This is a genomic window from Staphylococcus pseudintermedius (assembly GCF_001792775.2).
Lineage (GTDB): Bacteria > Bacillota > Bacilli > Staphylococcales > Staphylococcaceae > Staphylococcus > Staphylococcus pseudintermedius.
The window spans coordinates 69184-81945 of sequence record NZ_MLGE02000007.1 but is presented as its reverse complement, the minus strand read 5'-3'; the positions used below and the strand labels follow the sequence as shown (position 1 = coordinate 81945).

General features: G+C 38.0%; 10 protein-coding genes. 5 read left to right on the top strand and 5 right to left on the bottom strand.

Annotated features, from left to right (window positions below; all coding sequences use genetic code 11):
• Positions 1 to 71: 71 nt before the first annotated feature.
• Both BJK46_RS07110 and BJK46_RS07105 read left to right on the top strand, forming a co-directional pair.
• Positions 72 to 776, top strand: coding sequence for a hypothetical protein (locus BJK46_RS07110; protein WP_103263459.1), 705 nt, complete (start codon positions 72 to 74; stop codon positions 774 to 776).
• A gap of 453 nt (positions 777 to 1229) precedes the next feature.
• The gene (locus BJK46_RS07105; RefSeq protein WP_014613086.1) at positions 1230 to 2834 is read left to right on the top strand and encodes an L-lactate permease; all 1605 of its coding nucleotides are present in this window, start codon (positions 1230 to 1232) and stop codon (positions 2832 to 2834) included.
• A gap of 467 nt (positions 2835 to 3301) precedes the next feature.
• Here BJK46_RS07105 and BJK46_RS07100 read toward each other — a convergent pair whose 3' ends face one another.
• Positions 3302 to 4477, bottom strand: a complete 1176-nt coding sequence (locus BJK46_RS07100; RefSeq protein ID WP_103263458.1) for a glycosyltransferase family 4 protein — start codon at positions 4475 to 4477, stop codon at positions 3302 to 3304.
• A 426-nt stretch (positions 4478 to 4903) separates the two neighbouring features.
• Between BJK46_RS07100 and mqo the strand changes: the two genes are divergently transcribed.
• On the top strand, positions 4904 to 6409 hold the full coding sequence (gene mqo, locus BJK46_RS07095; protein WP_014613089.1) for a malate dehydrogenase (quinone): 1506 nt from the start codon (positions 4904 to 4906) through the stop codon (positions 6407 to 6409).
• 318 nt (positions 6410 to 6727) lie between these two features.
• Here mqo and BJK46_RS07090 read toward each other — a convergent pair whose 3' ends face one another.
• The gene (locus BJK46_RS07090) at positions 6728 to 8152 is read right to left on the bottom strand and encodes a sensor histidine kinase (protein WP_103263457.1); all 1425 of its coding nucleotides are present in this window, start codon (positions 8150 to 8152) and stop codon (positions 6728 to 6730) included.
• Positions 8145 to 8822 carry a response regulator transcription factor gene (locus BJK46_RS07085; RefSeq protein ID WP_037542346.1) on the bottom strand — a complete coding sequence of 226 codons (678 nt, stop codon included), beginning with the start codon at positions 8820 to 8822 and terminating at the stop codon, positions 8145 to 8147. Before BJK46_RS07085 ends, BJK46_RS07090 begins: the two co-directional genes overlap by 8 nt.
• Positions 8823 to 9669: 847 nt before the next feature.
• Between BJK46_RS07085 and BJK46_RS07080 the strand changes: the two genes are divergently transcribed.
• Together BJK46_RS07080 and BJK46_RS07075 are read left to right on the top strand one after the other, a co-directional pair.
• Complete coding sequence (locus BJK46_RS07080; RefSeq protein ID WP_014613092.1) at positions 9670 to 10734, top strand: ABC transporter permease; 1065 nt, start codon at positions 9670 to 9672, stop codon at positions 10732 to 10734.
• Complete coding sequence (locus BJK46_RS07075; RefSeq protein ID WP_014613093.1) at positions 10731 to 11420, top strand: ABC transporter ATP-binding protein; 690 nt, start codon at positions 10731 to 10733, stop codon at positions 11418 to 11420. Before BJK46_RS07080 ends, BJK46_RS07075 begins: the two co-directional genes overlap by 4 nt.
• Positions 11421 to 11462: 42 nt before the next feature.
• On the opposite strand, the gene BJK46_RS07070 is transcribed toward BJK46_RS07075, so the two are convergent.
• Both BJK46_RS07070 and BJK46_RS07065 read right to left on the bottom strand, forming a co-directional pair.
• On the bottom strand, positions 11463 to 11726 hold the full coding sequence (locus tag BJK46_RS07070) for an AbgT family transporter (protein WP_110161247.1): 264 nt from the start codon (positions 11724 to 11726) through the stop codon (positions 11463 to 11465).
• Between the two features lie 130 nt (positions 11727 to 11856).
• On the bottom strand, positions 11857 to 12639 hold the full coding sequence (locus BJK46_RS07065; RefSeq protein ID WP_099997397.1) for a YdcF family protein: 783 nt from the start codon (positions 12637 to 12639) through the stop codon (positions 11857 to 11859).
• Positions 12640 to 12762: the final 123 nt, after the last annotated feature.

The window sequence follows — 12762 nt, the reverse complement described above, 5'->3', positions numbered from 1 at the left end:
TATTCAGTGTGAAGTGTATAAAAAAGTGATAGGTTTTTTCTATATCATTTACTGAATGAGGAGGAAGCATCATGAAAAGATTATTGGCAAGCTTGATGATTGTACCGTTATTGCTCGTAGCATGTTCTGACGACGAAGGTAAGGACAAAGATCAGTCGTCGAACAAAGATCAAACAACACAAAAAGATAAGAAAGCAGATCAAGACAAGCAAAAAGACAATAAAGCGAAAGACAGCAAAGAGAAGGACAAGAAAGCAAAAGATACGCAATCTAACGACAACGGTGCTGCATCATCAGACGTCAACCAAGGTACTAATGATGGGCAAAGTACAACTGAGTCACAACAAAATCAAAATCAGGCGGATCAAGGACAATCTTCAACACAAGATCAGCAAAATAATGCGACAAATGGCAACGGAAATGGTCAAAATCAAACGTCTCAATCATCTTCACAATCACAACCGAAATACGTCGCCCCATATCAAGGACAAAATGTGACACCTGTAGCTCAAAATATTGTACGTCAAGAAGTTGACCGTCAACAAGCATTGAGACATCTTCCGAACTTCCAAACATCACTCGACAGTGCACAAGCAGAAGTAAATCGATTAAATGGTCAAAACAATCCTTATAATGACTATGCATTACAAGGTGATGGTAACCGTTACAGTTACATGTTTAGTTTTATCAACCAATCACAGCCGGGTACATATACAATCGTGACAGTAGATGGGACTGGTCATGCGAAAATTGTAGACCCAGCGTATCGTCAATAATGAATTTTGAACAAAAAGGGTTAGGCACATGAGCGGCTTAACCTTTTTTTATTTTTTCAACATATGAGCTGACATGTTTGTTGCGCTTCATGAATAATGCGATAGAATTTTAGAATTTAGAGATTTGATTTGATAGTGAAAAGTGAAAAATAAACATATAGTATAAAATGAATGAGGATTTTTTAACTTTACATTTTTATGATATTGAAATCTATCATTGCAATTAGAAAAAACAACTTATATAATCTAAAATAAACGTCATTGTAGGGTAATAAATACACTTTTTAAATGTTGGTGACACGAATAAATAGTATTCTACAAGCATTGAGAAATTATTCACAAGCGCTATTGAATTAATTGTATTGACGTGGTATATTTTATGTGAAATCAATCACATGTCCCCTCATGGAGATTGACGCATAAAAAATAAATATTGAAGGTAGATGAAAAGAGATGTTAGTAGAGCATTTTGATCCATTTCACAATCTTGCAATTTCTGCATTGGTTGCAAGTATTCCAATCATTTTATTCTTGTTATGTTTAACAGTGTTTAAAATGAAAGGGATTTATGCAGCAATTACAACACTCGTCGTCACACTTGTGATTGCATTAGTTGTATTTAAATTACCAGTAGGCATTGCTTCTGGTGGTATTTTAGAAGGTTTCTATCAAGGTATTTTACCAATTGGCTTTATCGTTATGATGGCCGTATGGTTATACAAAGTGACAGTGGCGACAGGTCAGTTTGCTATTGTACAAGATAGTATCACGACAATTTCTGAAGACCAACGTATTCAATTGTTATTAATTGGTTTTGCGTTCAACGCATTTTTAGAAGGTGTAGCTGGATTCGGTGTACCAATCGCAATCTGTGCGGTATTACTGATTCAACTTGGATTTAAACCATTACAAGCTGCAATGCTTTGTTTAGTAGGTAACGGTGCAGCAGGTGCATTTGGTGCTATTGGTTTACCAGTTTCTGTTATCGATACATTAGCATTAAAAGGTGACGTATCAGCATTAGACGTTGCTCAAGCGACAAACTTAAGTTTACCTATTTTAAGTGTCATTGTACCTTTCTTATTAGTCTTTATTATCGACGGATTTAAAGGGATTAAAGAAACATTACCGGCGATTATTGTAACAATCGTGCCATTTGTTGTATTACAAGTCTTCTTTAACCAATTTTTCGGTCCTGAATTAGTGGATATCCTTCCACCACTTGCTTCAATGGGTGCATTAGCATTATTCTCTAAAAAATTCCAACCGAAAAATATTTTCCGTTTAAATGCTGGCGAAGAAAAGATGGAAGTCAAACATCATTCTTTCAAAGAAGTCGTATTTGCATGGAGTCCATTCATTATTTTAACAATTCTTGTATTAATTTGGAGCTCAAAAGCATTTAAAGGCCTCTTTTTGGAAGATGGCGCATTATCATTTATGAATGTTAAATTTGGTATTCCAGGAACAATGAATGATATTTCGGGTCATCCGATTATGTTAACATTCAACATTTTAAATCAAACAGGTACAGCGTTATTGATTGCCGGTATTATTACGGTTTTAATTTCGTCAAAAGTCAACTTCAAACGTGCCGGTGCATTGTTTGTAGAAGCATTTAAAGAATTATGGTTACCGATTTTAACAATTTGTTTCATCTTAGCCATTGCGAAAGTGACAACATATGGTGGTTTAACAAGCGCGATGGGTGAAGGTATTTCAAAAACTGGAGCAGCCTTCCCATTCTTATCACCAATTCTCGGCTGGATTGGCGTGTTTATGACAGGTTCAGTTACGAATAACAACGCATTATTCGCACCAATTCAAGCGTCAGTTGCCCCTCAAGTCGGTACAAGTGGTGCCTTACTTGTTGGCGCTAACACTGCAGGGGGTGCGATTGCGAAATTGATTTCTCCACAATCTATTGCGATTGCGACTGCAGCCGTAAAACAAGTAGGTAGAGAGTCAGAGTTGTTGAAGATGACTTTAAAATATAGTGTCGGTTTATTGATATTCTGGTGTATTTGGACGTTTATTTTATCGTTAATTTTAGGTTAATGATTGAAGGACTGATATGGCTGATTTTGTTGGCTATGTCAGTCCTTTTTGCGTCCTTTTTTAGATAGCTGAAAAATTCTCGCCTTGATTGAACCGTGCTACGCTTTCTGAAGCGCTGAAACTCCAACAAAATTCGGCTTGATTTAAGTGTACATGTGATGGAAGCCGAATTGGATTTTCCGTTTCAGCTAATGCCTCAGGAGTCTTGCATGGTGCTTACAATCTAGGTTGAGTACATCTAATTGGAAGAAGGAAAAACATAATAAGCCGCTCCTTTCTAAAATCAAATACTTAATTTTTGTGGCGGTATGGGGAAATACTTGAGGGATGCAATGCGCAGTGAATTTGTCCTCATACGTCATTGATTACGTATGATTCACGAGGTAATGGCAAATAATTCTACGCTTAATACATATAAAAATGAGGCTGAGAGATCATTAAGTTCTCCAAGCCTCATTTTCAATCAGTCATGATGATTGTGATGCAATTACATGATCCATGGCTGTTTTAAACTGATTATAAATGGATTCAGGCTGATACTGTTCCACTGTTTGATAGCCACTTTGAATGATAGGATTTAAATATTTTGAATGTCCATATTCCACAATTTCTAAGAGCTGCATGGCAAGTGCTGACGCTTGAAGATGCGGCACTAAGAAACCGTTACGGCTATGTTGAATCAGTGATTTCGGACCAGTATTGCCATCAAAACTTACGACAATACTGCCTTGGTTCATCGCCTCTAAAATCGTCATGCCGAAACCTTCATTACGTGAGGGGATACATGTAATCTTACTTTCTGCAATATACGTGCTGAGATGTTGTGTCGTTGGTCGTAAAAAGACAAGGTCTTGTAATCGTAAAAAGTTAATCTGTTGTTGTAATGCCTCTTTCTCACTACCATCTCCAAAAATTGATACAGTATAACCAAAGTCACGCAAATCTTCTTGGATTTCATAAACAGCTTGAATAAGGAGATCAAATCCTTTTTCATATTCAAAACGACCTGCTGCGATGATTTGGTTTTTCTTCATAATATGATGGCGCTTTTCATCAATCATATTTGGAACGACAAAAATCGGTGCATCTAAATATTGTGTATAGCGCTGTTTATCAGCTTCAGTTAAAGTCGTTATTGCATTGAGATGTGGATAATAAGTCAATAACTCTTCTTTCAACTCTTGGCGATGTGCATCCAAGTTCATATGCTCCATCCCGATAGTTAATTGATGGCCTTTTGCAAATCGTGCAATGAGAAGATTGTGGCTGGCACGCGTACCGACAAAAATATCTGACGTGTCATTTTGGATGGCGCGAATCATCTTTTTTTCAATATAACTCGAATATTGACGAAAACCGGGCTCGTATTGTGTTAAATATTTGGGTTTTAACAATGGTGTAAACTTACGAATGCGATTTGCTGCGAGTGGGATGAGATTTCGTAAGCCAAGTTGATAATGAACTAATGACTTAACTGTGACGCGGGAATCAAGTTCGAAATACGGTTGTTGCTTCGATTTGAAAATTGAAATAATCGTGACTTGATGTCCTTGGTGAACCAATTGATTGGCAAGGTTGGTAATCGTCTTAACTGTACCGCCAACAGCAAAAATATTGTGCATTAAAAACGTGATAGACTTCATGACGCATCCCTCGATTAGTTACTTTTTCTTCATTATAGCACTGCTGAAATGTGGAGTGTTAATGAATTGTGAATGTAATATGTAATTCATTTCATGTAGCTGTTTGAAATGAAAATAGGTACAAAATTTCTTTCAAATGCATTTAATGAAAATTTCACAAATTAGACGGAATCGCTTTTTTCTTACATGATTAAGGTATATAATTAAATTATTGGCCTATTGTGTTATCGGATAACATTTTCATGACATACGCATGATTTTTTTATCGCTATGAAATGTAAGGCTGAGGCAAAGGATAACAGTTCATATCAGGTATAATCAATTGGAATAGTCGAAATATTTTTATACTTTATGAATGTAACAGATGGATTTGACAACATAGGATGCTGTGAACGATTTAAAACGAAAAAGGGGGTCTGTATTGTTATGAAAAACTTACATAACAAGACAGATGTTGTACTTATTGGTGGCGGAATCATGAGTGCAACATTAGGAACATTATTAAAAGAGTTAGAGCCTGAATGGGATATTAATGTTTTCGAACGTTTAGATAAATGTGCACAAGAAAGTTCTAACGTGTGGAATAATGCGGGCACAGGACATTCTGCACTATGTGAGTTGAACTATACAAGTGAAAAAGAAGATGGCTCAGTCGACATTACAAAAGCCATTAAAATTAATGAACAGTATCAAGTTTCGAAACAATTTTGGTCATACCTTGTAAAAAATGGTCAGCTTAAACAACCAGAGGGTTTCATTCGCACGGTACCACATATGAGTTTCGTTACAGGGGAGAAAAACGTGAACTTCTTAAAAGCACGTGTGAAAGCATTGCGGGAAAATGTATTATTCCAAGGCATGGATATTACAGATAACGAAGAAACGTTGAAAAAATGGGTGCCTTTAATGATGGAAGGTCGACAACAAGACGGTGAACCGATTGCTGCGACACGTGATGAATCAGGAACAGATGTGAACTTTGGAGCATTGACGCATAAAATGTTAAGCAATCTAGAAGCTAAAGGCGGTTCATTATATTACGAACATGAAGTACTCGATTTAAAGCAACATCGTGATGGCATGTGGACTGTTAAAATTAAAGACTTAAAAGAAAATCGTGTCTTTACAGTCGTTTCTAAATTTGTATTTATTGGTGCGGGCGGTGCAAGTTTACCGTTACTTCAAAAAACAGGGTTACCCGAGTCGAAGCGTATCGGTGGCTTCCCAGTCAGTGGTATGTTTTTAGTATGTAAAAAACCAGAAATTACGCATCAACATAAGGCGAAAGTATATGGTAAAGCTGAAGTAGGTGCGCCACCGATGTCTGTACCACATTTGGACACGCGTTATATTGACGGAGAACGTGCTTTATTATTTGGACCGTTTGCAGGTTTTTCACCAAAGTTCTTAAAAAGAGGATCCTATTTTGATTTAATTAAGTCTGTGAAACCGAATAATGTTGCAACGATGTTAGCAGCGGGTGCTAAAGAAATGGGTCTTACGAAATATTTAATTCAACAAGTATTGTTATCTAATAAAGAAAGAATGAATGATTTAAGAAAATTTGTGCCAACAGCGAAAGATGAGGATTGGCAAGTGGTTGTCGCAGGGCAACGTGTTCAAGTGATTAAAGACACAGATGATAAAGGCAAAGGAACATTACAATTTGGGACTGAAGTCATTACGTCTCAAGATGGTACATTAGCGGCATTGTTAGGTGCTTCACCAGGGGCATCTACAGCAGTTGCAGTCATGTTAGATATTTTACAACGTGCGTTCAAAGACAAGTTTAACCAATGGGAACCACAAGTGAAAGAGATGGTACCGTCGTTTGGTGTCCGTTTGACGGATGATATTGCGTTGTTTAAGCAATTGAATCATGAGATTTCGGAAAACTTGAAGTTGGATGAATCGGGTGCGTTATTAAGTTAATTTGTAGATAACAAAGCAGTGAGGCGATATGGCTTCACTGCTTTTTTGCGATAATAAAATAATCAACAAATTGCTTAATCATGCTTCGTTTTCCAAGGCACTACCGTCTCAACTAGCCAACGCTTGATGAAATAGTTACATCAAGCGTTGGTGGACTTTCGACTGCAGCTTGATGAGGAGTCTTGTACGGTTTTGCAATCTGTGAGAGCGGCACTGTCAAAGCAGGTGAAGATGACAATCGTTACTTATTCTTATACATCACAAAACGCAAATACATCTTGTGTTTTGTGATGTATAAAGTATTTATGCTGAACCATTCTACACTTTCTTAGATGCTTTTTGCCACACCGATGATGACTGAGCAGGTTGAGATGCATCAATACGTGGAAGGAAAATAGTAAACGTCGTCCCATGATCGATTTTACTCTCTACTTCGATACGGCCACCATGACGTTCAATAATAGATTTGGAAATCGCGAGTCCGAGCCCATTGCTATCTGTATGGCTAGAAGATTTATAAAAGCGTTCAAAAATCCGTTGTTTTACTGCATCATTCATGCCAGGGCCGTCATCTCGTACTTTTAAAATCATTTGATCGTTTTCAGCAGTAAGATCGATTTCAATGGTACCGAACGCCTCTGTATACTTAATAGCATTGCGAATCACATTTTCGAAAGCTTGAGCGATTAAACGCGAGTTGCCTCGAATGGTGACTGCTTCTAAATCATAGAGAAGCACTTGATTTTTCTGGTCGATGGCATAATTTTCATGTTTTAAAATGTCTAAAATACAAGCGTTAGCTAAAAAAGTATCATCAAATTGTAAATGTGTATCATTATCTAATTCTGACAATAACAACAGTTGACGCACGAGTTGGCTCAAGCGGTGTGTTTCATCATAAATGCGTTCAATATAGCGTGCTTGCTGGGGTGTCGTATGTTCTTGTTGCAATTGCGTCAATAAATGATGAATATGTGTTAAAGGTGTTTTAATTTCGTGCGAGACGTTTTGAACAAAGTGTTGTCTCATATCATCGAGTTGTTTTAATTCGAGTCGCATCGTGTCGAAATGTTGTTGCAGGACACCTAGTTCGTCGCGTCGTGTGACGGCAATAGGTGTTGCGAAATCGCCAGCCATTAACCGTTCAGTGGCATATTTTAACTGTTTGACTGGCTTCACTAATGCGTATGTGGACCATGTGACGAGTGCAATGGAGAATAGGACAAGTAAAACCAGTAGCACGAGTAAAAAGATACGAAATTCACCAAAAGCATGGCCAATGTCAGGTCTTATAAAAACTGCGACGTTGCCATTGGGAGTTGTGAAATGTGTACCGACTGTATTACGTGTTTCATTATCAAAAAAGCCTGTAATCACTGGATTGAAAGGTCTGTTTCCGATACCATGATAATCTTTTCCTGACTGCACCCGTTGAATATCGGATATGGTTAAATTTTGTTTCCGAAACGGTTCACCATAATATGTTGCATGACCTTGTTTATCATAGGCGACGACTTGATAATTCAAATCTCCTAATAACGCTAAATAACGGTCTAAGTTTTGGCTAGTTTGTACATCTTTATACGCTTCGGCACGCTTTAAAGTAGCCATGATTTTGGCGTCATTTTTCTCTTTTAATTGAAAATGGTAGTAAATATTAGCAATCTCAAAGCTGAGTAACGAACTAATGAGCATCACAGTGAAGGTATACAGTGCGAAACGAGAGTACAATGATTTAAGCATCTTGTGTCACCTTATAACCGATGCCGCGTACTGTTTCAATATGGACATTGGCCCCGAGTTTTTTTAGACGTGCTCTTAAACGTTTAATATGGACGTCCACGGTGCGTTCATCTCCTTCATAATCGATACCCCAAATTTTTTCTATTAATTGTTCACGCGGAAAGACTTGCTTCGGATAAGCGACGAGCAAACTTAACAATTCGAATTCTTTATGCGGTAAAATCATACCTTTCGTCTCCACTTTTACTTCGAGCTGTGTTTGGTCAATCGTCAAGTTACCGAGTGTCAAAAGCGTTTCAGTCGCAATTTGATAACGTCTGAGCACGGCCTGAATACGGAAGATGAGTTCAGCGACTTCAAATGGTTTGGTAACATAATCATCCGTTCCCGCTAAAAAAGCGCGCTCTTTATCGCTCAGAGCATCCCGAGCAGTCAGCATAATGACGGGATATTCATAGTCATACTTTAACGTTTCGCACAGTTCGAAACCGTCCATCCCATCCATCATGACGTCCACGATAGCGATATCAATTGTATGCTTTTCAAGGTATTCAAGAGCCGCTTCACCACTTGCGACAGTGACAGCTTGATAGCCTTTATGCTGCAAATGTGTTGCGACATAATTCAAAATTTCCGGATCATCATCAACAATTAAACATGTGACTGACACATTGACCGTCCTCCTTGAGGTACAATTTCAGCCTTTACGGTATATAAGTATATAACGTTGTGAAGCTGTTGAAGCTATCATAAATGTTTTTATTCAAAGTTTCAATTGGAAATGAAAAGTGTGAGCCATGTCGCGAAATATGATGTCCATTAAGTTTTCTAACCTCTATCCATTCAAATGTTACGATCCATTATTGATTTTAAAAAAGCCGTAAAATGAAGGGAAATAAAATACAAAAATGATGCTATTGTTTTTTTGATTTCATACACTTGAACCCAGTTTCTTCTGTTTGATGGAAGATTGACCAGAAGGCTGAGACGCCCGAGAGAATGTGTACATACTGCTTACAGTAAGTGCTTCACTTTAATAGTGGTTACTGTTTATCGCAGTAGCTGTCTGACTTCTCAAGGCGCATGCTTTTGAGAAGTCGAGTCAGCCTCGCGGGGGCAGTACAACGAAAGCTTTGTGACACATGAGATTTCTGTACTGCTCCCAAAATCGACTAACGCCTCAACAAACGTAACAGTTTAATCAAGCGTTAGTGAGTTGAAGGGCCAACACCTACGACAGGAAAGCCATGATGGCAATCTTAAACCACAAATTATAGGGAGGGTAAGTACAACAAACATATTGCATCAATAGCATTAAATTTTTGTATCCTATTCATCCTCTAATAATAAATCGTAAACCCATGAGTGATGCGGCTGATTAGTTGTATGTCCCACTCCCATTTTTCAGTTGTTGATAACGATTTTAAAGTGTGTCATAAAAATGTATCTTGTTCATATTCAGTTCATAAATGGGCGATATAGTATATCCAAGATGAAATTGAAAGGGAGATATGAGTATGAAACTTGCATTGAACGAACTCAAATTTTATAAGTTTAAGTATTTATTAATTACATTTATCGTCATTCTTCTTGCAAGTATGGTGCTTTTTATTACGGGGTTAGCACAAGGTTTAGCAAGAGAAAATATCGCACTGATCGACCAGTTCAAATCAGAACGCTTTGTCATTCAAAAGGATGTCGATCAACAACTTGAAAAATCAAATATCGATTTGAAAACGCAACAAGACATTGAAGAAAATGTTAAATCAGCGCCATTAAAATTAGCAATGGCGACGATGAAACATCAAGATAACAAGACGGATATGCTTTTTGCGACGATGCCAAAAGAAGCGCGTCCGGCATTAAAAGCAGGGCACCTACCAGAAAAAGCAAATGAAGTCGTTTTGAATCAGAAATTAGCAGGGGAAGGTGTCCAAATCGGGGACCAAGTCAATATCGAGGATAAAGACGTCACTTTAAAGGTCGTCGGTTTCTTTGATGATGCGATGTATGCACATACAAATATTGCTATGACAACGGATGAAGGACTCAAAGATATTGCTGGTCAACATGTCGCAACGTCACTTTACTTTTTAAATGATGTCACAGCAAAACAACTCAAAAATATTGAGGGCATTTCTGGTATCGAAATCGTCAACAAACAAGATTTGACGGATGCGATTCCGAGCTACCAAGCTGAGCAAGCACCACTGAATATGATGATTGTAAGTTTATTTGTGATTACAGCAATAGTACTGACAGCATTTTTCTACGTTATGACCATTCAAAAAACGTCAGAAATTGGGATTTTAAAAGCGATTGGCGTTAAAACGTCACATTTATTATGGAGTTTATTATTCCAAATTTTATTCGTGACGATGTTAGGGGTCATCATCGCATTATTACTCATTACAGGATTAAAAGCGACGTTACCTGTCACAATGCCATTCTTTATTAATAGTGGCATGATGTTACTCGTCGTTGTTGTTTTCATTATTGTAGCTATCGTCGGCGCATTACTTTCATTAGTGCGTGTCTTTAAAATTGATCCTATTGAAGCGATTGGAGGGGGACAAGTATGAGTTTAGTCGTCAAAGATTTAGTGAAAACATTCGGTAAAGGTGATGCTGCCACAAAAGTGTTAAAAGGCATTAACTTTGAGGTGCAACCAGGTGAATTTGTTATTTTAAATGGGATGTCAGGTTCTGGTAAATCTACACTGTTGACGATTATCGGCGGACTGTTATCTCCTACTGAAGGCAAAATCCAATTAGACGGTGAGGATTTGGGTGGTTTGTCTCAAAAAGCATTAACCGACAAACGTTTGAAAGACATTGGTTTTATTTTCCAAGCTTCTCATTTAGTTCCTTATTTAAAAGTGCATGAACAATTGGAACTCGTGGGTAAAGAAGCGGGGATGGACCGTCAAACAGCACAACAGCGTGCAAAAATGTTATTAAATGAAATCGGATTGAGCCATAGAGAAAATGTTTATCCACATATGTTATCTGGTGGTGAAAAACAGCGTGTTGCCATTATGCGTGCATGGATGAATCAGCCGAAATTGTTACTCGCTGATGAACCTACTGCGAGTCTAGATGCTAAACGTGCGACAGAAGTGGTTGAAATGATTAAGCAACAAGTACGTCAAGAAGGTGCAATCGGTATCATGGTAACACATGATCAACGCTTGTTTGATTATGCAGATCGTATCATTTACCTTAATGATGGTGAATTGATGGAAACAGCGACTGCTATGACAGTTTGATAGGGAGGTATTGAGCATATTTGAGTAGGAGAAACTGAGATATCAATTTTGCTCTGATACTATCTTTTCATAAATTATAGGAAGGGATTGGGACATTTTAGTTTCCCACTCCCTATTTTTTATTGTGCATAGGTTAATCATAAAGGTAAGTAAGACACCATTCAAAAACACCACAAAGCCATCATGACTTAAAATAATGGGCGCTGCAATCGTTTTGTCGGTACCTGGATGTTTCACAGCGGTATCCAATTGTGACACCACCTCAGTCACAATGGCAAGCACAATACATAACGAAAAGAAGAGCATTATCGGGTCAGGTCAACGAGTGCTTAACTTTTCGACTTGATTTAAAAATAATGAAATTACGGGTTGTTTTTCGCTTTTATTCTTCATCACATCACACCCTATCTGAATTATGCGCTTACTTATCTGAAATTTAAGAAAATATATTTAAAATGCAAATACCGACTTGAACGATAGTAAAGAGCGCCCAAACTCGTGGATATTGAAAAAGTAAGCCGCTGTAATCACGTAACAGTTCACGACTGACCCAATGATGTGGCGTTGGGGCACCATAACCGAACGCATGTAGTTGTTGGCGTTCAGCGAGTCGTAATGCACGTAAAATGTGAAATGAACTCGTCACTATGATGGTATGTGGTTGTTGATGTAACGCTAAGTAATGTTTGGAATAGTAAATATTTTGGCGCGTATTGGTCGACTGGTCTTCCATAGTAATTTGCTTCGGTGCTATCCCTTGTTGTATTAAATACCGTTGCATCGCGAGTGCTTCAGATATCGGTTCATCTGGGCCTTGTCCACCACTGACGATAATGTGAACCTTTTCTAATTGGCGACTCAATGCGATGGCGCGATCTAACCTTGCTTTTAACATCGGTGTTACAGCTTCTGTATAGATGCCTGCACCGAGAACGATAATGTTGGCACGTGTCACGGGAGGCAGGTGGTGTAAAAATGTAAAGGTCATGAACAAATAAGTTTGCCAAGCTGTGAGAAAGACGATGGCTAATTGAACTAACAATTGAAAAGGAATCGTCAAAACGGCTGGTATTAAAGGAATGACTAATAAACTTCCAATAATCAGCGCGACAATCGCTAAGTGATAAGTGATGACACGACCGATGATGTGCCAATATGTTTGAATGTGCCGATATAGCGTTAGCGCAAGTAAAATCAACCCAATGACTAAAGTGATCATTAACCATATGAGGCGATCGGCATGCGTGATGTAGCTGATCGTGATGAAAAGCATATGAATGTATAGAACCGCCGTAAAGGAATGGATGCGTAAAAAAAGATGTGGCTTTATCTTTATCAATGT